This window comes from Oceanobacter sp. ABM4_470 (assembly GCF_056158645.1).
The window spans coordinates 339,938-363,743 of the sequence record NZ_JBSWTR010000002.1; the positions used below are offsets into that span (position 1 = coordinate 339,938).

Annotated in this window: 19 protein-coding genes; 13 read left to right on the forward strand and 6 right to left on the reverse strand. The window is 55.7% G+C overall.

Features of this window, described 5'->3' with window-relative positions; all coding sequences use genetic code 11:
* Window positions 1–380: 380 nt before the first annotated feature.
* From ACXADJ_RS18260 to ACXADJ_RS18270, 3 genes are all read left to right on the forward strand, one after another.
* Window positions 381–1,634, forward strand: coding sequence for an ABC transporter substrate-binding protein (locus ACXADJ_RS18260; RefSeq protein WP_475068836.1), 1,254 nt, complete (start codon window positions 381–383; stop codon window positions 1,632–1,634).
* A 135-nt stretch (window positions 1,635–1,769) separates the two neighbouring features.
* Complete coding sequence (locus tag ACXADJ_RS18265; RefSeq protein ID WP_028293001.1) at window positions 1,770–2,243, forward strand: NYN domain-containing protein; 474 nt, start codon at window positions 1,770–1,772, stop codon at window positions 2,241–2,243.
* Between the two features lie 69 nt (window positions 2,244–2,312).
* The gene (locus ACXADJ_RS18270; RefSeq protein WP_475068838.1) at window positions 2,313–4,076 is read left to right on the forward strand and encodes an SWIM zinc finger family protein; all 1,764 of its coding nucleotides are present in this window, start codon (window positions 2,313–2,315) and stop codon (window positions 4,074–4,076) included.
* Window positions 4,077–4,387: 311 nt separating this feature from the next.
* Here the strand turns inward: ACXADJ_RS18270 and ACXADJ_RS18275 are convergent, their stop codons facing one another.
* Entirely contained in the window at window positions 4,388–5,131 is a 744-nt protein-coding gene (locus ACXADJ_RS18275; RefSeq protein WP_475068840.1) for a DUF5020 family protein, read from the reverse strand.
* Between the two features lie 654 nt (window positions 5,132–5,785).
* On the opposite strand from ACXADJ_RS18275, the gene ACXADJ_RS18280 reads away from it, so the two are divergent.
* The 4 genes from ACXADJ_RS18280 (at window position 5,786) to ACXADJ_RS18295 (ending at window position 10,186) form a co-directional block, all read left to right on the forward strand.
* Window positions 5,786–6,583: a hypothetical protein gene (locus ACXADJ_RS18280; RefSeq protein WP_028293004.1), complete on the forward strand. Its 798-nt coding sequence runs from the start codon at window positions 5,786–5,788 to the stop codon at window positions 6,581–6,583.
* A 64-nt stretch (window positions 6,584–6,647) separates the two neighbouring features.
* Window positions 6,648–7,625 carry a substrate-binding domain-containing protein gene (locus ACXADJ_RS18285; RefSeq protein ID WP_245582629.1) on the forward strand — a complete coding sequence of 326 codons (978 nt, stop codon included), beginning with the start codon at window positions 6,648–6,650 and terminating at the stop codon, window positions 7,623–7,625.
* Complete coding sequence (locus ACXADJ_RS18290; protein ID WP_475068843.1) at window positions 7,622–9,139, forward strand: ABC transporter permease; 1,518 nt, start codon at window positions 7,622–7,624, stop codon at window positions 9,137–9,139. The genes ACXADJ_RS18285 and ACXADJ_RS18290 overlap by 4 nt, the downstream gene beginning before the upstream one ends.
* A gap of 15 nt (window positions 9,140–9,154) precedes the next feature.
* Entirely contained in the window at window positions 9,155–10,186 is a 1,032-nt protein-coding gene (locus tag ACXADJ_RS18295) for an ABC transporter ATP-binding protein (RefSeq protein WP_475068845.1), read from the forward strand.
* A gap of 223 nt (window positions 10,187–10,409) precedes the next feature.
* On the opposite strand, the gene gpt is transcribed toward ACXADJ_RS18295, so the two are convergent.
* The 5 genes from gpt to ACXADJ_RS18320 all read right to left on the reverse strand — a co-directional run bounded on the left by gpt (window position 10,410) and on the right by ACXADJ_RS18320 (window position 16,363).
* Window positions 10,410–10,910, reverse strand: coding sequence for a xanthine phosphoribosyltransferase (gene gpt, locus ACXADJ_RS18300; protein ID WP_475068847.1), 501 nt, complete (start codon window positions 10,908–10,910; stop codon window positions 10,410–10,412).
* A gap of 181 nt (window positions 10,911–11,091) precedes the next feature.
* Entirely contained in the window at window positions 11,092–12,465 is a 1,374-nt protein-coding gene (locus ACXADJ_RS18305) for an 8-oxoguanine deaminase (RefSeq protein ID WP_475068849.1), read from the reverse strand.
* Between the two features lie 149 nt (window positions 12,466–12,614).
* On the reverse strand, window positions 12,615–13,541 hold the full coding sequence (locus ACXADJ_RS18310; protein ID WP_475068851.1) for an ABC transporter permease: 927 nt from the start codon (window positions 13,539–13,541) through the stop codon (window positions 12,615–12,617).
* Window positions 13,542–13,547: 6 nt separating this feature from the next.
* On the reverse strand, window positions 13,548–14,678 hold the full coding sequence (locus tag ACXADJ_RS18315) for an ABC transporter permease (protein WP_475068853.1): 1,131 nt from the start codon (window positions 14,676–14,678) through the stop codon (window positions 13,548–13,550).
* On the reverse strand, window positions 14,678–16,363 hold the full coding sequence (locus ACXADJ_RS18320) for an ABC transporter ATP-binding protein (RefSeq protein WP_475068855.1): 1,686 nt from the start codon (window positions 16,361–16,363) through the stop codon (window positions 14,678–14,680). The genes ACXADJ_RS18315 and ACXADJ_RS18320 overlap by 1 nt, the downstream gene beginning before the upstream one ends.
* A gap of 187 nt (window positions 16,364–16,550) precedes the next feature.
* On the opposite strand from ACXADJ_RS18320, the gene xdhA reads away from it, so the two are divergent.
* From xdhA to guaD, 6 genes are read left to right on the forward strand one after another with little or no spacing between them, the layout of a single operon-like run.
* Window positions 16,551–18,101: a xanthine dehydrogenase small subunit gene (gene xdhA, locus ACXADJ_RS18325; RefSeq protein ID WP_475068857.1), complete on the forward strand. Its 1,551-nt coding sequence runs from the start codon at window positions 16,551–16,553 to the stop codon at window positions 18,099–18,101.
* On the forward strand, window positions 18,094–20,631 hold the full coding sequence (gene xdhB, locus ACXADJ_RS18330) for a xanthine dehydrogenase molybdopterin binding subunit (RefSeq protein ID WP_475068859.1): 2,538 nt from the start codon (window positions 18,094–18,096) through the stop codon (window positions 20,629–20,631). Before xdhA ends, xdhB begins: the two co-directional genes overlap by 8 nt.
* A complete protein-coding gene (gene xdhC, locus ACXADJ_RS18335) occupies window positions 20,628–21,566 on the forward strand; it encodes a xanthine dehydrogenase accessory protein XdhC (protein WP_475068863.1) in 939 nt (312 codons plus the stop codon). Before xdhB ends, xdhC begins: the two co-directional genes overlap by 4 nt.
* Window positions 21,563–22,066 carry a 2-oxo-4-hydroxy-4-carboxy-5-ureidoimidazoline decarboxylase gene (gene uraD, locus ACXADJ_RS18340; RefSeq protein WP_475068865.1) on the forward strand — a complete coding sequence of 168 codons (504 nt, stop codon included), beginning with the start codon at window positions 21,563–21,565 and terminating at the stop codon, window positions 22,064–22,066. The genes xdhC and uraD overlap by 4 nt, the downstream gene beginning before the upstream one ends.
* Before the next feature lie 26 nt (window positions 22,067–22,092).
* Entirely contained in the window at window positions 22,093–22,452 is a 360-nt protein-coding gene (gene uraH / locus ACXADJ_RS18345; RefSeq protein WP_475068866.1) for a hydroxyisourate hydrolase, read from the forward strand.
* Window position 22,453: 1 nt separating this feature from the next.
* Window positions 22,454–23,806 (forward strand): guanine deaminase, encoded by a 1,353-nt coding sequence (gene guaD, locus ACXADJ_RS18350; protein WP_475068868.1) that lies wholly within the window; start codon window positions 22,454–22,456, stop codon window positions 23,804–23,806.

The following is a 23,806-nucleotide window of genomic DNA, read 5'->3' on the forward strand; positions in this document are numbered from 1 at the left end:
GGCCAAACCAGAAGACCATTCAATTTAGCCAAATAGATACAGACCTTTTCTCTGAATAAACGCATAAAACAGGCGAAAGTCCTTCAAGTGATGACGGTCTACTTCATTGAATTCATCGCTGCAATCGGGCTTCGGTTTTATAGGGTATTTTTGCCGTTTGGGTGTTTTATTCGCGAACAAGCAGGGCTCCCTCTATCCGAACATCGGCCTCTGGATCAGCCATAGCAGGCTGTGGGGCGTATTCTTTGCAACCAGCAGCTGACGAAATTGATATATATGGCACCAGCAATATCATCCTTGCGTCAGACGGTTTTCCCTTAACCTGTAGCAACAATAATAAAAGCAGCGCCACATTTGCCGGTGTGGCCACAGGACAGGGTATGAACACTTCTTTGAAACTGATCGCCGCGACGGCACTGCTGTTGGGTGCCACAGCCACATGGGCTGCCGACACCATCAAACTGGGGCTCAACTATCCCCTCAGTGGTCGCTACAAATCCCACGGTTTTGCCCAGGCAGAAGGGGCCTTGTTGGCCATTAACGAAATCAATGCGCAAGGCGGGGTGTTGGGTAAGCAGCTGGAGTTGCTGACGACCGATACCAACTTCGATCCCGCACGTGTGGCGGGTAACGTCAGCGAGTTGGTATCGCAGGGGGCGCAAATGATCATGGGCGGTGTTTCCAGCGAAGTGTCCCGTGCTACCGGGCGTGAGGCCCAGCGCCACGGTGTGCCGTACTTTGCGGTGCAAGCCTATGCCAATGAGCTGACTGGCAAGCGTGGCCACAAGTTGTTCTTTCGGGAAAATCAGAGTGCCCGTATGTCGGCTGCGGCACTGGCCAGCGTGATGGCTGATTCCCTGCAAGGCAAAACCTTCTTCTACATCACAGCCAGTGGCCCGTGGGGCACTTCTACCGAAGACTCCATGCGGCGCTTTACCAACACTGGCGACCGTGGCCAGCACGCCAGTATTCCCACCCAATACCCCAAGCCTCGCAAACAAGATCTGGAGATGGCACTGGCAGTCGCTGATAACTCCGGTGCCGATGTACTGGTGCTGATCCAGTTCGGACGAGACCTTGCCAATATGTTGCAGCACGCCCGTCAGCTGGGCCTGCATGAGCGGATGACCATTGTGGTTCCCACGCTCGATCTGGAAACCGCCCAGGAAATAGGGGCATCGGCGTTAACCGGAGTACTGGCCACCATGCCATGGAGCTGGAATGCCCCAGCCAAATTCGGCTATCAGCGCGGTCAGGCATTCGTCGATGCCTACAGTGCGCTGTACCAGCACCGTCCGTCGGCAGCAGCGGCCTCGGCCTATTCGGTGGTGTACCAGTACGTGGACGCGGTCAGACGGGCAAAATCGGTATCACCCAAGCGTGTGGTCAAGGCGTTGGAAGGGCATCGCTATCAGCTGTTAAAAGGAGAACAGCACTGGCGCAGCTTCGACCATCAGAACGAGCAGTCCGTGCTGGTGGTGCGGGGCAAGCCAAGGGCCGACGTATTGAAAGGCGCTTACCGTAGCGATTTCTTCGAAATTCTGGCCGAAGTTCCTGCCAGTCAGGTAGTCCCTGACTACAACGAGTGGCTGGCCGAACGTCAGGACTACGGCAAACCGGCGACCTTGCAGTAAACAGCCTGGGGCATCTGTAACTGTGCAAGCACGCAGAGGCCCGAGCAGGTACGAAATGAAATAGATGCCCCGAGAGTTCGCCAGCGGCGGCTGGCTGTGGTTGGATACAGGGAACATCGGATCAACGAGCCAGCCATGACCACCGTCGCCATCTTCGTAGACGTTCAAAACGTCTACTACACCACCCGTAGCGCCTTCAAACGCAACTTCAACTACAACCGCTTCTGGGCCCAGGTCACCGATGGCCGCGAAGTGATCAAAGCCGTGGCCTATGCCACCGACCGTGGCGACCCCAAGCAGCGGGAATTCCAGAACATCCTCCGAGCCATTGGCTTTGACGTACGCCTGAAACCCTTTATCCAACGCTCCGACGGCTCCGCCAAAGGCGACTGGGACGTCGGCATCACCATTGATGCGCTGGAATATGGCTCCGAAGCCGACGTGGTGGTACTGGTATCGGGCGACGGCGACTTCGATTTACTGGCCAACAAACTGCGAGTGGGGAAGGGCAAACAGGTAGAGGTTTATGGCGTCACCAAACTGACGGCCTCGTCGTTGATTAACGCCGCCAGCGAGTTTTACCCGATTGAAGGTGGGTTGTTGTTGTAGGGCACTGATTAGCAGAATATGACCCCATTAATCGACGATGTGAATGATTACCTGACCGTGTGATAACTGATGGACATTGATTTGATTCGCCAGCTGGCGGGCGATACCGTTTTCAACAAAGGCCTGAAAATTATGCAGGCCGATAAATTCATGAAGTTTGATGCTCGACCGGATGGAAGAGTGTTTGCGGTTGTTGAAGGCACTCAGAACTATCAGGTGATCCTGACATTTCAGAATGGCGCTCTTGAACGCCATCAATGCGATTGTCCAGCCGCAGATTATCAGCCCATGTGCAAGCATGCGGTTGCTACCTGGTTGGAATATCTCGACATACAAGGAAGCGATGATCAGGTGCTTGACCCGGAAGAACCGTCTTCGCAGGTGCAACCTTTGACTGCCAAAGAAAAAGAACTGCTGGATATTCGCCAATGGCTTGAACAACAACCAAAGGAGTCATTGGTTGAACGCCTGTATGAACAGGTAAGGCTCCACCCGGAGTTGCGGGAAGAACTGGCTCTTCGAGTCGTTTTACAGACTCAGGCGGAATCTATCTCGGCAGTTAACAAGTACATCACCAAAGCGCTGCCAAAACGCAATCATCTGTGGGAATACCGCAAGGTTCGTCAGTATTTCGACAAAGCAGTGACCGTGCTGCAGCCGGTGGTTGATCATCTGGATAACCTGCCTGCAGAAAAAACACTGGGCTGGTGTATCAAGGCATTGCAGCGCCTTGAGTTGATGCTCGAGACCATTGATGACTCCGGAGGCTTTCGTTTCGAGCTGGAGCAGCTGCTTCTGCAGGCGACTGTAAAGCAGTTCAGACGGCTTGCTTGGCCGGAAAACAAACGTCATCAGTGGCTACTGGAGCACCTGTCGACAATCGACGTGCTGGCTGATAGTTTTGCTGATTTTTTGACCGACGGCAGCGAACATACCGCTTTTAGTGCATGGCTACGCAGCGAAATAGATACTATTGAGGTTGCTGCCGATTTTCGCAAACGCCTGCCCAATCGATCTCTGGAGCGACTGGTGTGGCTTTACGTCTTGATTGACCGATCTCCTGACGATAATCATGAGCAATTAGTCCTTAAGGAAAAAGCTGCCCGAACAGCAGAGGACTGTATGTATTTGGCTGAACGCTGGTTAGATATTGAAGATGAACTCAAGGCCGAAGACTTGTTAATCCGCGCTCGTCAATTGCCCTCTGACCACTATGAAAGAAGCAGAATTGAGGAAATTCAGCGACGTATTGATCTTTGTTCAGGCAAAACAAATGAGGTTTGGCATCAACACTGGCAAACCTTTCTCGGCTGCCCCGATTTGGATAACTGGAAGCCTCTTTGGGAGCTATTGAAGCAATACGATGATATTTCGCCACCGGAAGGTTGGTTGGCGCAAGCCGAAGCGGCACTGATTGAAGATGCGCATCTCGAACCAGAAATCGGCGTTCGACGGTTTATGTACGACAGCTGCTCCGAAGACATTGGGCTCTTTTACGTGATTACTCGCCAATATCAGAAATCGTTGGACTGGGCCCATCAATATCCTGTAAGTGAGCATCTGATGCTCAACATCGTTGCAATGTCCGAGGTGGTGGATCTTTCCAATGAAAAAGCTCAGGAGTTGGCGTTCGATGCACTGCAATCGCTGATCAGTCGTACGAATAACCGCTTCTACGAAGAAGCTATGCAATGGTTAGGCAACCTTAAGCAAAGCTGGGTTCCAGAGCATCAACAAAGCTTTCAACAGCTGATCCGCTTGCTGGAAAGCAAACACCGTCGGCGGCCGAACTTTCATGAACCTCTGGTAACCACTTATGGCGAGTACCTGTAGCTGCATAAAAAGCAATACAAAAGAGGGCAACCGGAATCGACTACCCTCTACGAACGGTGATTTATCGCCGATAGAGTACGAGAAATAAGCAAACTAATGTGTCCGGTTTTGTTGACCAAAACATAGTGTCAGGGTGCACTGCTCATTATGTTGCGCTACTGGCACCACACTGAAACGATATCTCCAACTCTGTTCGCAAACCCAAACGGCCAGACCATCAATTACATTCTGATGGCCTGGCCGTTTTTTCTTGCCTGTTTCCAACGGCTTTCTTGCAACTGTTAAAGCCGTAGTTTTACAGGCGCACTCTTTTACAAGTGCACTTTAATAATCGCGCTGACGGTATCTTCGTCGAATTCGGTACCGTATTTGTTGTGCCATGAGCTGACTTCCACACCCACTTTGACCTTGTTTTCGTAGCCCAGCATTGGGCCGAGGTTGTAGGTCAGCTGTGGGTTGAAGTTAAAGCTGGCTTTGTGGTCGTCGGCACCGGTGGAGTAGTCGATGTAGCCTTCAAAAGCGGCGTTGCCCCATGAAGCACCGTAGGTGAGGGTGATCTGGTGATCGTTTTCGACGTCGTTGTCGTTTTTGCAGTAGTACCAGGTAGCGCTGGCGTAGTTCATGCCCGGAATGGCCAGGTCGGCTCCGACGCCATAGAGGTAGTTGTCCTGGCTGAAACCGGAGGAGGTGGAGCCGGATTCTACGGTGAAGGCGAGGTTGACGGTTTTGATGATGCTGTCGTCGAATTTGGCGACGTAGAACTTGGGTGAAAATTCACTGTAGGTGGCGCGGAAATTGTCGTCGCCCTGATCGCGGTCCATAAAGAAGAACAGTCCGCCCCAGCTGTAACCGGACACGTGTTCAACCGTGTAGGTTGTGAGGCCGTAGTCTTTGTTGGACTGTGGCCAGTCGTTGGTGTCCACTTTGAAGTCGCCGCCCATCAGTACGGAAATGCTGTTGTCGGAAAAATAGCGTTCGGCATGGGCCGCGGGAATGGTCGCGACGGCTGCTGTGCTGGCGGCAAGGGCCATGATCAGTGTGCGTTTGTTCATCATCTTCTCTCTTTTATCTCTGTCTCTTTCAATTAAATGAATGGGTCGCGGGTCGGGATTTCATGGTGTTAAACCTGACCGAGTGGACAACTGGCGTTTGAGATAGCAATTAGCTGACCACTTGGGCAGAAAATTTCCATGCAGCAAGAAAACAAGAGCAATCGACGGCTTTGGCCGATGGGATCATGGGGGATTGCCTGAGTCAGATCAGTCTGGCGGTGAGCGTATGCAATGGCACTGATGTGCTGCGGGGCGTGTGTGATTGGGCCGTTTACTTGGCGTGACGTAAATTAGTGCGGCTGGCCATGTGGTCAGCACTGTGCTGGCGCAGCGATTTCAGTGTTCCCTGATGTGATCAGAAAATGCACTGGGGCGTCGCTTTCGTGAACGGGGCCGCTGTTTTCAGTGACAATTGACGTGCAGAACCAGAACCCGGGTTCTGGAGCGGTTGATGTACGACGGTTTTTTGGTCAAGAGTTCTATTGCGGTCTTGTGACACCAATTGAGAATCAATATCATTGTTCACATTAACAGCTTCTCGACCTTTGATTGGTTTACACTTGCAAGCTGTCAGTCGGTTTCAGTGTTGTGGGCCTGCCCTGATGCTGGGGAATTCATTCATAAAAGAATCAAATCAGGATAGTTATGAAAAACCGTATGAACTCTTTGGTATGTGCTGGCGCTGTCAGCCTGATGGCTGCCATGTTCAGCCCATTGGCGGCGGCAAACGGCGCAATCGGTGACCACGTAAACGACATGAAAGCCCACATGGATCAGTACACTCAGGAAGTGAACTGGATCATCGGCAAGATCGACGGCATCGTTGATCGCTATGAAGAAAAAGGCCAGAAGGCAGCCAAGGCTGAAACTGTGGTTGATATCTGGGAAGAGGTGGATTTTCACTCTGCCATTGAAACCAACTATGTGCCTATCTACGCTTCCATCTGGCAGGGCCTGTTTGGCATCAAGGGCAAGATCGATGCAAAAGCGCCGGTAGCGGACGTTCGCGCCGAGCAGGAAAAACTGGAGCAAACCCTGTGGCAAGCACTGGGTGCGGTTCGTTTGGCGGCTCACTACCAGGCTCAGAACCTGCTGCCTGAAATTCAGACCACTGAAAAAGAACCAACCACTCCGGTTGAAACCGTCGACGACATCTCTCATCGTCTGGACCGTGTGGTTGCCAAGTACGCCGAGCAGCTGAGCGATGTTGCTACGACGCTGGTTCACGACACTTACCTGTACCGTTTCGAAGGCATCGAAGGCATGCTGATCGAGAAGGATGCCAAGCTGGTAACCGACATGGAGAAGTACTTCAACGTGACTTTGCCGCTGGCAATCAAAGACAACAAGTCCGTAGATGAGGTACGCTCCGTGGTCGAAGAAATGAAGACCAAGCTGGAGCGTGCTCGCACGCTGCTGGAAGAAGTTGAAAAAGAACGTAAGGACGTATTCTGACGTGCAACGACGTACCCTGATACAGGCGCTCGCTTCGATGGGCGCACTTGGCGGATTGCCATTGATGAGCAATCCGGTTTTCGCCCAAAGCAAGCGCGACCCTGAGTCGGTCAATGATTTGCCTCAGTTGAAAGGCGAATTAACCCTGTATCTGGGACGTGGTGAAGGCGGCCTGTACGAAAACGTACTGGACGCCATTCAGAAGCGTAACCCCGAGCTGACGCTCACCATTCGCCGCGGTGCTACCGCGGCGTTGGCCAACGCTATTATGGCGGAGGCCAAAGCCGGTATTCAGAAAGCCGACCTGTTTTGGGCGGTGGATTCCGGCGCCATTGGTGTGGTGGCAGACAACGGTCAGGGCCAGGCGTTGCCGCCAAGCCTGACCGACCTGCTCGACACCAGTTTCCAGTATCCAAACTGGGCACCTATTACTGGCCGCATTCGTACCCTGCCGTACAACCCGTCACGGGTAAGCGCCGACAAAATTCCTGACAGCGTATTGGCCCTTGCCGATACCGACCTGAAGCTGGGCTGGGCGCCCGCGTATTCCTCGTTCCAGTCGTTCCTGACCGCCATGCGCATTCAGGAAGGCGACAAAGTAACGGGCGAATGGCTCAAGGCCATTAACGCCAAAGCTACCAAGTACGCCGGTGAGCTGGGTGTAGTGATGGCGGTTGAGCGTGGTGAAGTGGACCTGGGTTTTGCCAACCATTATTACACCCTGCGCCTGAAAGCCGGTAAGCCGGATGCTAATGTGCAACTGGCCTTCACCAAAGATGACGCCGGTTGTCTGGTTAACGCCTCTGGAGTGATGGCGCTGACCGAAGGCGATCTGCCAATTAACTTCGTACGTTACTTACTGAGCAAGGAAGTGCAGAGCTACCTGGCTCGCGAAGCGTATGAAATTCCTCTGGTCAACGGTATTGAACCGCCTGCGGGCATTCCGCCAATGACCGAACTGTCGCCGCCGGACATCGATCTGTCGAAACTGTCCGACCTGCGACCTACGCTGAGATTGATGCGCCAGACCGGCGTGTTATGAAGCGCATCCCGGCCCCGTATCCTCTTGCCCTGATCATTGCCATCGCAGCGGTATTGCCGCTGCTGGTGCTGTTCGACCTGGCCTCAGACGCCAGCGACATGATGGGCGACTACAACCTGCGCATTCTGTGGAACTCATTGCTGCTGACTGGCCTGACGGTACTGGGCTCGGTGTTGATCGGCGTACCACTGGCGCTGTTGACCGCTTATGTGCGGCTTCCCATGCCCTCGTTATGGCTGGTGATACTGGCCTCACCGCTGGCGATGCCCAGTTATATTGGCGCGTTTACGCTGTATGCGGCTTCTGGCCCCTCCGGCGAATTGGCGCAGCTGTTTGGCATTTCCACCCCGGTGCTGGATGGCCTGACCGGTGCCACATTGGCGATGGTGATCTACTCCTATCCCTACGTCATGCTGACCACCCGGGCCTCGCTCAAGAGCCTGGATGGCAGTCTGGTGAATGCCGCCCGAACCCTCGGTATGTCGCTACCGGCGAGCCTTTGGTACGTGGTGCTACCACGGGCGATTACCGGTATTGCTGCCGGTGCCTTGCTGGTGGCGCTGTATACCTTGTCGGACTTTGGTACACCCGCGTTCATGCGTTTCGACACTTTTACCCGAGTTATTTTTGTGGAATACAACGCCTTCGGTCTGGCCGAAGCAGCGATGTTTTCATTGCAGCTGATGGCCATTGTGGCGGTTGTGCTGGTGCTGGAATCGCGGGTGAAAGGCGCACGGGAAAAGCCTGGCAAGCATCTGGAGCTGTGGCCCAAGCGCTGGCATCTGGGCCTTGCTGCGGCGTTTGTGACCCCTATTCTGATTCTGGCGATTGTGATTCCGTTGCTGGTGTTTGGCATCTGGCTGGCTCGTGACGGCATCGATCATTTTGATATGACACTGGCCTGGAACTCCGGCTATGCCTCCTTGCTGGCTGCAGTAGCAGCGGTGGTGATTGCCTTGCCGGTGGCGTTTGCTGCTATGTCCGGACGCTTTGGCAAACTGATGGAGCGCATTACCTTCCTCGGCTTTGGTTTGCCCGGCATTGTGATGGGCACGGCCATGGTCTACGTTGGCTTGCAGCTGCCAGTGCTGTATCAGTCGCTGGCCTTGCTGGTGTTTGCTTACGTGTTCCGCTTCTTGCCATTGGCGGTGGGCTCAGTGCGTTCGACCGCCGAAGGCCTCGACCCCAGTCTGGTGAAAGCCGCGCGGGTATTGGGTGCCAAACCCAAAGAAGCCTTCTGGCGCGTCACCATGCCGCTGTCGATGCGTGGCATGGTGGCCGGTGCAGCACTGGTGTTTCTGGAAGCCATGCGGGAAATGCCCGCCACCCTGATGTTGGGGCCAACCGGTTTTGAAACCCTGGCCACCTACCTGTGGCGTGTGTACGAAGCCGGTTATTTTGGCCGTGCCGCTATTCCGGGTTTATTACTGATTCTGATCTCTGCCATCGGTCTGGCGTTGATGTTGTCTGGCGAACGCAAGGCAGATCTGACGGCGGCCAAAGAGCCAAACTAAGGAATTCAGTCAGGTATGCTGAACGTATCCAACCTCTGTATTAACTACGGTGATCATCGCGTTGTGGATGGAGTGAACTTCACCCTCGGCCACGATGAAATCCTGATGTTGGTCGGTCCTACCGGCTGCGGTAAAACCACCATTCTGCAAGCGCTGGCGGGACTGATTCCGGTCAGCGACGGCAGTATCAGCGTTGGCAACTGGACGGCGTCAGCCACCAAAATGGTACCACCGGAAAAGCGCAACGTCGGCATGATGTTTCAGGACTTCGCCCTGTTCCCGCACCTGACCGTGCTGGAAAACGTCAGCTTCCGCCAGAAAGACATTAGCCTCGCCAAACATTGGCTGGAGCTGCTGGGGCTGTCGCAATTCTGCGACGTCAAACCCACCCAGCTGTCCGGTGGCCAAAAACAACGTGTGGCGCTGGCGCGCACACTGGCGCATCAGCCCTCCTACGTATTGCTGGATGAACCGCTGTCGAACCTCGACGCCGCACTGAAAGACACCCTGCGTTGGGACATCCGTCAGGCTTTGAAAGAAGCCGCCGTACCGGCCATCTGGGTTACCCACGACCAGCACGAAGCGCTCTCCATTGGCGATCGGGTTGGTATCCTCAAAGCCGGTAAAGTGCAGCAAATGGCCTCGCCTGAAGAATGCTTCAGTCAACCGGCCAACCGCTTTATTGCAGGCTTCCTCGGCGAAGCGGCTTTTCTGCCTGCCACCCTGACAGGCAATCAGGCCACCACCGAACTTGGCCCGGTGCTGGTACAGCCCCACGGTAGCGTCAAAGATGGCGGCAACATCGACGTCCTGATACGCCCGGACGACCTGGTGATTAACCACAGCGGTGCAGCCCCGGCCAACGCCACCGTGAAATGGTCCCGCTTTGAAGGCGGCAGCCGTTTACTGGCTGCTGAACTGCATGGCAGCCAGCGGGAACTGCGGATTCGGGTGAACCACGAAAATAGCGTCAAACCCGGCGACCCAATCAGCCTGGCAATCGACAGCTCCGACCCATTGGCCGTATTCGCCGAAGGAACCGAGTAAGGCTTATTCCTGTAGTACGAGCGGTAGCTGTTAGCTTGCCTGCGAATGGGCTTTGTTGGTGTTTGAGACAGCTTTTTAACTAGTTCATCACATTGAATCGGTGCGCAGTGCACACCCTACGCGCGATATTCAATGCCCACACAACGGTAGGAGCTGGCTTGCCTGCGAATGGGCTTTGCCGATTGGATAGGGTGGGCACTGGTGCCCACCTCACGCCTGATTGTTACCGACGCTCGGCCAGTGGTGTCGAGAAGGTGTACTCCATATCCCACGGGAACCGAATCCAGGTGTCTTGGCTGACTTCGGTGATAAAGGTATCCACCAGATCAACGCCTGCTGGCTTGGCATAAATGGTTGCCAGGTGAGCCTTCGGTAGCATGTCGCGCACATAACGGGCGGTTTTGCCGGTATCGACCAGATCGTCGATCAGCAGCATGCCTTCGCCATCACCTTCCACACCTTTCAACAACTCAATTTCACCCTGATTGTTCTGGGTTGAATCGTCGTCACTGGATGGCTTGTAGCTGGTGACACAAATGGTGTCGATCAGGCGGATGTTCAGCTCGCGGGCCAAAATGGCTGCGGGTACCAGACCACCACGGGTAATCACAATCATGCCTTTCCATGGGCCTTTGTCGAGCAGGCGCAGTGACAGCGCGCGGGCGTTACGGTGCAGTTCTTCCCAGCTGACGGGGTAGTCCATGGAGTAGGTGAGGTTAGACATGAGGGGCCTGTTTAAGCAAAAAGTTGACCAGGTGGTCACTTTATTCAATCAAAGCCTGTGGATCAAGTGGCAAGGAAGCGGAATGCTGACCCGAGCGAGCAATGCTGACGAATGATGCAGCTGAATTGGCAGGCGGTGTGCAACGCGCACCGGTTAGCGGCGCCCGCCACTGACTCAAGCTTTAAGCCCTGGCAGCCAATTGCTCGGCGGCCTGCTGATGTTCACCCCGCAGCTTGCGGATATCCACACCCGACACTTCACCGTTTTGCACTTTCCATTCACCGGCCACCATCACATGGTCGGCGGTATGAGCACCACACAACAGCAGTGCGGCCAATGGATCGTGACTGCCAGAGAAGCGCAGCTCGTCCAGATTAAACAGCGCCAGATCCGCTTGTTTGCCCACTTCGAGCGTGCCGATATCCGCACGGCCCAGCACCCTGGCAGAGCCCTGCGTGGCCCAGCGGATAGCATCCTGATGAGTGACGTTGGACGAACCGTATTTCAGCCGCTGCAGGTACATGGCCTGACGAGCTTCCTGAATCAGGTTCGAGCAGTCGTTAGAGGCGGAGCCATCGACGCCAATACCCACCGGGCTGCCAGCGGCTTCGAGGTCTTTCACCGGACAGATCCCCGAAGCCAGCATCATGTTGGAGCTGGGACAGTGGCAGATGCCGACACCGGCCTTACCCAAACGCTGGATTTCGGATGCATCAAAATGAATGCCGTGGGCCAGCCAGGTACGGTTATGCAGCCAGTTAACGCTGTCCAGATAATCCACCGTGCGCAGGCCAAACATTTTTTCGCAGAAGGCTTCCTCGTCGAGGGTTTCGGCCAGGTGCGTGTGCAGCCGCACGTTGTGTTTTTGCGCCAGATCGGCACTGGCGATCATGATGTCGCGGGTCACCGAAAACGGTGAACACGGCGCTAGCGCAATCTGCACCATCGAGCCTTCAGAGGCGTCGTGGTAGCGGCCAATCAGGCGTTCGCTGTCGGCCATGATGGCGTCTTCGGTTTGCACCACGTGCTGCGGTGGCAGACCGCCGTCATCCTGCCCCAGGCTCATGGAACCTCGGGTCAGCGTCACACGAATGCCCACTTCCTGCGCTGCTTGCACCTGCACATCAATGGCGTCGGTCAGCGTTTGTGGAAACAGGTAGTGATGGTCGGCCGCGGTAGTGCAACCGGACAGCAACAGTTCGGTTAACGCCAGTTTGGTCGCCTGATGCAGCATCTGCGGTTCCAGCCCCGCCCACACCGGATACAGCGTTTGCAGCCACGGAAATAGCTCTTTGTTCAGCGCCGCTGGCAAGGCACGGGTGAGGGTCTGGTAGAAGTGGTGATGGGTGTTGATCAAACCGGGAATCAGCACCAGCTTGCTGGCATCGAACTTCTGGTCGTAACGGCTGGTGGGTTCACAGCCTGCTGCAACCAGTTCAATGATCTTGCCATTTTGAATCACCAGACCGCCAGCAGCGCTGTTGTTGGCATCTGTTGTTGTGTTGGTTTGAATCGCCAGCGGGTTGGCGATCCACAAGGTGTTTGGGCTAGACATATATTCGGCCTTGTCAGGTGGCGGGCTGATAATTCTGAAGCTATTCCTGAGCGGGTATCGGGAATAAATTCCTTCCTACACCCGGATGCTGGTGCGCGGTGCGCACCCTACAATTCATGCGTCCGACGTCCGACGCCCGACGCCCGAGCTCAGCTCTTGGCGTAAAACGGCTTGCCCAGCGATACCGGAGCCACCAGGCGGTTGCGGCTCTGGTTGCTGGAGAGCACCACCAGTACCAGAATCGTCGCCAGATACGGCAGGATCGCCAGCAGGTTCGGCGATACCGAGAATCCCAGGCCCTGGAATACCAGGTGCAGAATGGAGGCAAGGCCAAACAGCCAGGCACCGAGTAACACCCGTTCGGCTTTCCAGCTGGCGAATACCACCAGAGCCAGTGCAATCCAGCCGCGACCGGCGCTCATGTTTTCTACCCATAGCGGGGTGTAGGCCAGCGACAGGTAACCACCGGCCAGACCGGCCATGGCGCCGCCAAATACAATCGCCAGATAGCGGGTTTTGAACACCGGCAGGCCAATGGCGTTGGCAGAGTGTGGGTTTTCACCAACGGCTTTCAGAATCAGCCCCGGACGAGAGTGATTGATAAACCAGTACACACCGCCGAACAGCGCAAACGACAGGTACACAATCAGGTCCTGACCAAACAGCATGCGGCCGATGATTGGCAAGTCCGTGAGCACGGGGATGTAAATCGGGTCGAGGCCTTCAACCGGCTTGCCCACGTAGCTGGCGCCAATAAAGGCCGACAGGCCGGTACCAAAGATGGTCAGCGCCAGACCCGTGGCTACCTGATTGGCGCTCAGCTCCATGGTGATAAAACCAAAGATCAGCGACATCAGAATGCCCGCCAGAATGGCGACAAAAAAGCCCAGTGCCAGGCTGCCGGTGGTAAGGGTGACAATAAAGCCCACCACCGCGCCCATCAGCATCATGCCTTCTTGACCGAGGTTGAGCACGCCGCTTTTTTCGCAAATCAGTTCACCTAGCGCGACGATCAACAGCGGGGTGCCGGTGCGCACCATGGCATACAGAACGTTGGTAATCAGATCGATATCCATGGTGACTTATCCCTGTGCTGAGGTGTTTGTAGTGGAGAGTGGTTGCGCCGGTGCCGTGCTGCTGCCTTGAGCGCCGGGTGTGTTACTGATCCAGCGCAGACGGAAGCCAATCAGTACGTCACAGGCCAGCAGGTAAAACAGCAACAGACCCTGGAACAGGCTGGTCAGCGCCAGCGGCAGGCCCAGTTCGATCTGTGCCATTTCACCGCCCATGTACAACAGCGCCATCAGGAAAGTGGCCAGCACAATGCCAACCGGATGCAGGCGGCCAAGGAAGGCCACAATAATGGCGGCGTAACCGTAGCCCGGTGAAATGCTGGGAATCAGCTGGCCAATCGGCCCGGTGACTTCACTAACGCCCGCCAGACCGGCCAGACCACCGCTCAGCAGCAGGGCAAAAAATGCCAGTCGTTTTTCCTTGAAACCGGACAGCCGTGCGGCACTGGCATCCAGACCCATCACGCGAATCTGAAAGCCCATAAAGGCTCGGCTCATCAGCACCCAAACTGCGACGACGGCCAGCAGCGCCAGTGCCAGACCAAAGTGCACACGGGTATCTTCAATCAGGATCGGCATCAGTGAGGAATCGCCAAACATGGCGGATTCCGGGAAGTTGTAGCCGTCCGGATCTTTCATCGGTCCGTGCACCGCCCACAGCAGAATGTTCAGCGCGATGTAGTTCATCATGATGGTGGTGAGGATTTCATTGGTGTTGAATTTCACCTTCAGCAGCGCCGCGATACCGGCCCAGAACAGGCCGCCAATCACACCGGCCACCAGTACCACGGGCAGCACCCAGATGCCTTCCACGTCGATCAGTTGCAGCGCCATAAAGCTGCCAAACAGGCCGCCCATCAGCAGCTGGCCTTCGGCACCGATATTCCAGATCTGGGCTTTGAACACCACGGAAAGCCCCACCGCACAGAGCAGAATCGGGGTGGCTTTAACTGCCAGTTCGGTCCAGCCATAGACGTCAGAAATTGGCGTATACAGCAGTGTTACCAGCGCGTGCCATGGGTCAATGCCCAGCAGACTGAACAGAATTACACCGGTCAGCATGGTCAACAGAATCGCCAGTACCGGCGACAGGTAGGCCATCAGGCGGGAGCGTTCGCCACGAGGTTCGAGTTTGATCATCAGAGGGTGCTCCCTTCGGTTGCTGCTGCGGTGTCAGTGGATTCGTCGGCGGCAGAAAAGTCACCGGCCATCATGCGGCCCAGTGCTTCAATGGATGATTGTGGCGTCGGTGTCAGTGGTGACAGCTGACCATCACAAATGGCACCGATTCGGTCGGAAATCAGGAACAGCTCATCGATGTCTTCAGATACCACCAGAATCGCCGCGCCTTGGTCACGCAGCTCGATCAGGGCCTTGTGAATGGCGGTGGCGGCGCCGATGTCTACTCCCCAGGTCGGGTGAGCGGCGATCAGCAGTTTCGGGTTTTGCATGATCTCGCGGCCGATGATGAACTTTTGCAGGTTACCGCCCGATAGGCTGTCAGCCTGAGCATGGCGGCCGGCGGTTTTCACCTTGTAATCACGGATAATCTGGTCGGCAAAGGCTTCGGTTTTCTTCCAACACACTAACCCCTTTTGAACCAGCCTTTTTCCTCCAACCTTGGTGAGGAAGCCGGTCAGCAGGGCGTTTTCGGTGAGACTCATTTCCGGCACTGCGCCACGGCCCAAACGCTCTTCCGGTACAAACGCCAGCCCTTGTTGGCGGCGCTTTTCCGGGGTCAGTCTGGCGACATCGATGCTGTTAAACACAATGCTGCCAGCCGGACTCAGATGTTCGCCGCTGAGGCTGGCCAGCAGTTCTTCCTGACCGTTACCGGCGACGCCAGCAATACCAACGATTTCACCGGCATTAACAGTCAGATTGAGGTTTTTCAGGTGCACGCCGAAGGGATCGTTGCTGGGCAAATCCAACTTGCTAACCTGCAGGGTCGGTTTGCTACCGAGGGTTTTCGGATAGGTAGTGCTGACTGGCGTGTCGTCGCCGACCATCATTTTCGCCATGCTGGTGGTGTCCTGCTCGGCCGGGATGCAGGAACCGGACACCCGTCCAGCCCGCAATACCGTTGCCTTGTGGCACAGGGCTTTTACTTCGTGCAGCTTATGGCTGATAAACATGATGGAGCAGCCTTCGTTGGCCAGCTGACGCAGGGTAACGAACAAGGTGTCGACTTCCTGTGGCGTCAGTACCGAGGTGGGCTCATCCAGAATCAGCAGCTTGATGTTCTGCACCAGACATCGAACGATTTCGACCCGCTGGCGCTCACCCACCGACAGGGTATGCACTTCGCGGTCTGGATGAATCGCCATGCCGTATTTTTCCGATACCGTACGAATCTTCTCTGCCAGCTCGTCGAGGTCTTTGGCATCGTCGCCCAGGGCCAGAGCGATGTTCTCGGTGACGGTGAGGGTGTCGAACAGCGAGAAATGCTGGAACACCATACCGATACCCATCTTACGGGCGTGGGCCGGATCTTTTACATCCAGTGGCAAACCATCCCACAGCAGTTCACCCCGGTCGGGCTTTACCAAACCGTAGATGACTTTCATCAGGGTACTTTTACCCGCACCGTTCTCGCCCAGAATGGCGTGGATTTCGGCGGGAGCAATGTCAATGTGGATGTCGTCGTTGGCCAAACAGCCGGGGTACTGCTTGGTGATGCCTCGCAGGCTCAGGCGCGGCGGTTGCGGGTGGGTTGGCACAGAAGCGTCCTCTCTGGTGTCGGTCCAGATTCGTTGTCGTTTTGAGTCGTCCCAGCTGCACAGCAAAAAGCTGGCCAATTGGTCAGAAACTTTTTTATCGATCATCCTGATTGGCTGGTATATTAAATGCAATACATGACCGATCGGTCAGGTTTTGCCGGGTCTCAGGACCTTTTACAGCGCATATTTGACGAAGCCCTTGGGGAAAAACGGAACAAAGAAAAATTCCCAATAAAAATCAAAAGCTTATGGATTGTTTGGTGATGCTACCGGGCAATTGGAGGACAACCGTGTGATTCGTTTTCTGCTGAATGACCAGATTCAGGAAATTGAAAAACTTGCTCCGGATTTGACCATTCTGGAATACCTGCGCACCGTCGAGGTGCAACGCGGTACCAAGGAAGGCTGTGCATCCGGCGACTGTGGTGCCTGCACTGTGGTCATCGCTGAACCTTCCCATGTTGAAGGAAAACTCAGCTATAAAAGCGCCAACAGCTGCATCACCTTTGTTGGCAGCTTGCATGGTAAACAGCTGATTACGGTTGAGCACCTGAAGCAGGGTCGCCAGCTGCACAATACCCAGCAGGCGATGGTTGATTGCCACGGTTCCCAGTGTGGATTCTGCACGCCGGGCTTTGTGATGTCGCTGTTTGCGCTGCAAAAGAATCAGGCCACTGCTACAGATCAAACGGTGCAGTCATTTGATCCTGCCAATCCGGTTAACCCAGCTCAGGAACGCCACCAGATCGAACTGGCGTTAGGTGGGAACCTCTGCCGTTGCACCGGCTACCGGCCGATTATTGATGCGGCTGCCAATGTATTGAGCGAAGCCCGCTCTGATTCGTTTGAAGGCGATCTATTCGACCAGCAGGAAGCCAATACCTGGGAGCAGCTGATGGCGCTGCGTTCAGAAGATCCATCTTCCGGTTCGGTCAGCGAAGCTTCAGAAATACACTCGTTAGAACGACATTTTTTCTCTCCCAAATCCATTAACGAATTAACCGGTCTGCTGGCGAAATATCCACAGGCGCGGCTGGTCGCAGGCGGCACGGATCTGGCGCTGGAGTACACCCAGATGCTGAAGCCGCTGGATGTACTGGTGTATACCGGCGCAGTCGCAGAAATGAAAACCGTCTCTCTGACCGACGCTTCCCTGACCATTGGTGGTGCCGTATCGCTGTCTGAATCCATGCCCTATATCCAACAAGTGTTGCCGGAATTTGCCAGCATGATGGAGCGCTTTGCAGCGCTGCAGGTGCGTAATCAGGGCACCATGGCAGGCAACGTCGCCAATGCCTCGCCCATCGGCGATACCCCGCCAGTGCTGTTGGCGCTGGATGCCTTGCTGCATGTGCATTCAGCCGAAGGGGAAACGGTGATTCCTGTGAATGGCTTCTTTACCGGCTATCGCCAGACCACCTTGCCAGCCGGTGGGGTGATTACGGCGATTGAAATTCCGCTGAATAAAACCGACTGGCATCGCCGGGTCTACAAAGTATCTAAACGGCTGGAAGACGATATTTCCGCGGTGCTGGCGGCCGTTATGTTCAAGGTTGAAAACGGTGTGATTGTCGATGCCCGACTGGGCTTTGGCGGCGTGGCCGCAGTGCCGTTAAGAGTGGCGTCTGCCGAACAGGCGCTGATTGGTCAGCCCGCCACCGTGGATGGCATCAAGGCCGCACAGGCGGAGTTGGCCAATACCCTCAAGCCACTCACTGACGTTCGGGCCAGTGCCGAATATCGTCTGCAAATTGCCCAGAACCTGCTGACTCGCGCGGTGCTGGAATACCAGCAGCCCGAGCAAGCCGTGACTGTCTCAAGCGAGGTATCCGCCCATGCGTAAGGTTGAATTGGCGTCTACCCAGAACAATGAGCCGAACTCACGGACGTTAGATTCTGGTTCTCTACCTTCTACTACCGCAGCCACTTCTCAGCAGGAACATGCTGGTGTCAGTCTGGTAACAGGCAGCGTCGGCAAGCCGTCCAAACACGAAAGCGCGGTTCAGCATGTTAGTGGCAGCGCCCGCTACGTTGATGACCTGATTGAACCGGCCAACGGCTTGTACGCCGCGGTGATTCGCAGCCCGATTGCCAAAGGAACTCTCAGCAAACTCGATTTGAGTGCCGTCAAAGCCAGCCCGGGTGTGGTTACTGTGATGACCATCGACGAAGTGCCCGGCCATAAAGATATTGGCCCGGTATTCCCCGGTGATCCACTGATGACGTCGACCGAGGTCAAGTTCTTCGGACAGGTGTTAGCTGTTGTGGCCGCCAGCACTGAAATGCAGGCACGGCGGGCGGCGCAAAAAGCCGTGATTGAATTTGATGAGTCTGTTGCGGGCCATAAGCAGCCACTGCTGGACCCTCGCAAAGCCGTGGCTGAAAACAGCCTGGTACGACCCAGCCATTACATGACCCTTGGTGATGTCGATACCGCCTTCGCCCAGTCCACTCAGGTGCTGGAAGCCAAGCAGTTTGTCGGTGGTCAGGAACACTTCTATCTGGAAGGTCAGGTGTCGCTGGCCATGCCGACCGAAGAAGGCGGCATGCTGGTGTATACCTCCAGCCAGCATCCCAGCGAAGTACAGAAACTGGTGGCCGAAGTGCTGGATATTCCGCTCAATCGCGTGACGGTGGACATGCGCCGTATGGGAGGCGGTTTTGGTGGCAAGGAGAGTCAGGCGGCCCAGTGGGCCTGTTTGGCGGCGCTGCTGGCCGACAAAACCGGCCGGGCGGTGAAGCTGCGGTTGCCTCGTCAGGACGACATGATCATGACCGGCAAGCGGCATCCGTTTGCCAACCAGTACCGCATTGGCATCGACGCCGAAGGCCTGATACAGGCGGCAGACATTGAAGTGATTGGCGACTGCGGCAACTCGCCGGATTTGTCCGACGCCATTGTCGACCGCGCCATGTTCCACGCCGACAACGCCTATTTTCTGCCTAACGCCCGTATTGCCGGTCATCGTGCCTTTACCAATACGGTGTCGCATACGGCTTATCGTGGTTTTGGTGGCCCACAGGGCATGATGATTATCGAACGGGCAATGGACGATATTGCTCGCGCGGTGGGCAAGGACCCGTTGGATGTTCGCAAGCTCAACCTATACGGCTCTCTCGACCCAAACAACAACGGTAATCCTGAACGTTCGATGACGCCGTATCACCAGCAGGTGGAATTTAATTACCTGCCAGAGATTATCGAACAGCTGGAAACCAGCAGTGACTACCGTGCTCGCCGCACGGCCATCCGTGAGTTCAACAAAACCAGCCCGATTCTGAAAAAAGGTCTGGCGCTGACGCCGGTGAAGTTCGGTATTTCTTTCACCTTGCAGCACCTGAATCAGGCTGGTGCGCTGATTCATATTTACACCGACGGTTCGATTCAGGTGAACCACGGCGGTACCGAGATGGGCCAGGGGCTGCACACCAAGGTCGGTCAGATCGTCGCACAGACGTTAGGTGTGAAACTGGAGTCCATTCAGGTCACCGCCACCCGCACCGACAAGGTGCCGAACACTTCGCCAACCGCAGCCTCCAGTGGCACCGACCTCAACGGCAAGGCGGCCCAGAACGCCGCGCTGACGCTGAAACAGCGGTTGGTGGAATTTCTCGTTGCTGAAAAATCGACGGCGGAAAACCCGCTGACAGCAGAATCCATCGTGATGGTAGATGGCATGGTGAGCTGGGGCTCTTCTGACGACTCAAGCGAGCCTGAAAAGATGACCTTCGCCGAGCTGGTTCAGGCCGCGTACGTCGGCCGTATCTCGTTGTCGTCGACCGGTTATTACCGCACTCCGAAAATCTGGTACGACCGGAATCAGGCCAAGGGCCGTCCGTTTTTCTACTTTGCCTTGGGCGCCGCGGTGTCCGAGGTGTTGGTGGATACCCTGACCGGCGAATACAAGGTCAGCCGTGTTGATATTCTGCACGACGTTGGCCGCAGCATTAACCCGGCCATCGACCGTGGCCAGATCGAAGGCGGCTTTATCCAAGGCATGGGCTGGCTCACCACTGAAGAACTGGTGTGGCACGAAGACGGCCGTTTGCTGAGCAATAACCCGGCGACCTACAAGATTCCGGCCATTGGCGATACGCCGCCGGTGTTCAATGTTGAACTGTACGAACACGCCAACGACGAAGCCACGGTGTACAACTCCAAGGCCGTGGGTGAGCCGCCGTTTATGCTGGCCATTTCCGTGTGGTCGGCGCTGCGCGATGCCATCAGCAGCCTTTCTGATTACCGAATCAGCCCGGACCTGGATGCTCCGGCAACGCCTGAACGGGTACTAAAAGCCGTGATGGATGTGCAGCGTCAGCTGGCCCTGTCTGTCAAAAACAAAGAGGGCGGTAGCAAGGAGGGTGATGAATGAAAATCTGGTCCGACTCGCTGGCCGAATGCCAGCGCAATGGCACTCCACATGTACTGGTCACTGTGATCAGCACTGGTGGCTCTACCCCAAGGGCGTCCGGCACCAAGATGCTGGTGCTAGCTGACGATGTGATCGACACCATTGGTGGCGGCCAACTCGAATTTCAGGCGGTGCATCAGGCCCGTGAGCTGCTGATCAACCCAACCAAAAATCACCAAAACCAGCAACTGATCAAACAGGTGTTACTGGGTGCCGACGCCGGTCAATGCTGTGGTGGCTATGCCACCTTGCTGTTCGAAAGCTATCCCGCTCGTGCGGCCGAGCTGCTGGTATTTGGGGCGGGCCATGTGGCCAAGGCATTGATGACGATTCTGGGTCAGTTGCCGGTGGCGACACGCTGGATCGACAATCGCCCGAACATGTTTCCACCGCAGGACACCTTGGCGGCCCATATCGACTGTGTATTGGTACAAGAACCCGAGGTTCCAGAGCAGCTGCTGGAACAGGCTCCGGTGGGTTCGCGGGTACTGATTCTGACCCACGATCACGCGCTCGATTACCGTCTGGCCGAAACTGCGCTGAAGCTGAACAGATTTGCGTCTATCGGTGTGATCGGCTCCGACAATAAATCCAAACGTTTCCGCCACCGCCTGCAAGCCAATGGCATCAGCGAGGAACAGCTGGCATCGATGCAATGTCCTGTCGGCCTGGCGAAGGTGGGCGGCAAGCTGCCGATGGAAGTGGCGGTGTCGATCGCAGGTCAGTTGATTCACTTCTATCAAGCAGAGCAGCAACAGACCACCCGTGGCCGCTCAAGAAACAACGGGGGCGTTCCACTCCCAACACTCAAAGCCCTCATGAAAAAAGACAAACTCGAACACGGCGCGCTGCCTGGTTTGCCGGATACCGCCACCACAAAGGCCATTGAATCATGACCCTCGAACAACTGAATCAATTATCCACAGCGGAGGCGACCACCGCCTTTATGCAATGTTGCGTGGCGGAACGCTGGGTTCAGGGCATGGTGGCGGCGCGGCCGTTTTCTTCTGTCGAACACCTGTATGATGCCGCCGACAAAATCTGGCAAGAACTGGAAGAAGCCGACTATCTGCAAGCCTTTGAAGGCCACCCGAAAATCGGCGATGTGACCTCGCTGAAGCAGAAATACGCCAGCACCAAACAGCTGGCTGCCGGTGAGCAGTCGAGCGTAAACCAGGCCACCGATGACGTGATACAGGCGCTGGCGCAAGGTAACGCTGAATACGAACAACGTTACGGTTTTATTTTTATTGTCTGCGCCACTGGCAAAAGTGCCGCAGAGATGCTGGCGTTATTGAAAGCCCGTTTATTTAACGAGCGAACGTTGGAGCTGCAAAACGCTGCCGACGAACAAGCCAAAATCACTCATATCAGAATAGAAAAGCTGCTGGGCTGAAGCCCAACAGATAGCAGGAAAACACCATGATTAGCACACACGTACTCGATACCGCCAAAGGCGCACCTGGGGTTGGCATTCATGTCAGCCTCAGCATCCAGAGCAATACCAGCAGCGACGATAATGACGCCGCGCCGGTGTTCACACCGGTCGCCAGTGGCACCACCAACGACGATGGTCGCTTGCCCGACTGGCTGGATGGCAAGATCCTTAACCCCGGTACTTACCGCATCCACTTCGATCTGGAAGACTACCTGACCCAGAACCGTCAGCCGGTGTTTTATCCACACGCTGATATCGTGTTCGTGGTGGCCGACCCGGCCCAACATTTCCACATTCCTTTGCTGTTGAGTCCCTACGGTTACTCAACCTACCGAGGCTCCTGATATGACCACTGCGTATCGTGGCACTTTGTTGTACTTCACGGATGATCCCTTGTCTTCAGGAAAGAGTGCCGAAGGGGGAGATGCTGTCCACCATATACAGGACGGCCTGTTGCTGGTGGGCGAGGGCGGTTTTATCGAACGGGTGGGAGAATATTCCGAGCTGATCGGTGAGCTGCCGTTTGGCGTCGAAGTGGTCGATCACAGCGGCAAGATCCTGATGCCGGGCTTTGTCGATTGCCATATCCACTACCCGCAAACCGAGATGATTGCCGCCTACGGAACGCAGTTGCTCGACTGGCTGGAAACCCACACCTTCCCGGTGGAGAGCAAGTTCAAGGACTACGACTACGGCGTCAAAATCGCCGAGCGTTTCTGTACCGAGCTGCTGCGCAACGGCACCACCACCGCACTGGTGTTCGGCAGTGTGCACCCTGAATCGGTCGATGCGTTCTTCACCGTCGCCCAGCAACGCAAACTGCGCATGATCGCCGGTAAGGTGATGATGGATCGTCATGCGCCGGATGCGGTGCTCGATACCGCCGAAACCAGCTACACCGAATCCAAGGCCCTGATCGAAAAGTGGCATGGCAAGGATCGACTCGACTACGCCGTTACCCCGCGTTTTGCACCGACCAGCACGCCAGAGCAACTGCAATTGGCTGGACGCCTGTTAGAAGAGTTTCCGGACGTCTACCTGCACACCCATTTATCCGAAAACAAGGATGAGATCGCCTGGGTCAAGCAGCTGTTCCCGGATTCCGAACACTATCTGGATGTATACGATCAGGCCGGTTTACTCGGCAAGCGCAGCGTGTTTGCCCACGGTATTCACCTGTGTGACGACGAATGCCAGCGCATGGCCGACAGCGACTCGGTCGTGGCGCACTGCCCATCATCGAACCTGTTCCTTGGTTCTGGCCTGTTCAACCTCACCAAAATGGACGACTACGGCATTCGTGTGGGTATTGGCTCGGATGTTGGCGGCGGCAGCAGCTTCTCGGCCTTTGATTCATTGGCTGACGCCTACAAAATCCAGCAGCTGCGCGATGTGAACTTCGATCCGTTCCGGGCGCTGTATTTGGCCACCCTCGGTGGTGCCAAAGCACTGTCGCTGGACGACCGTATCGGTAGCTTCAAGCCGGGCATGGAAGCCGACTTTATTGTGCTGGACCCGAAGGCAACGGATTTTCTGGCCTTCCGTACCCAGCACTGCAAAAGCCTCAAAGAACTGCTGTTTGTGCTCAATACCCTCGGCGACGACCGGGTTGTCAGCGCCACCTACATTCTCGGCGAGCTGGCGCACACCACAGATATGAAAGTCGACGCTGAACAGGCGTCAGAAGGAGCATATTGA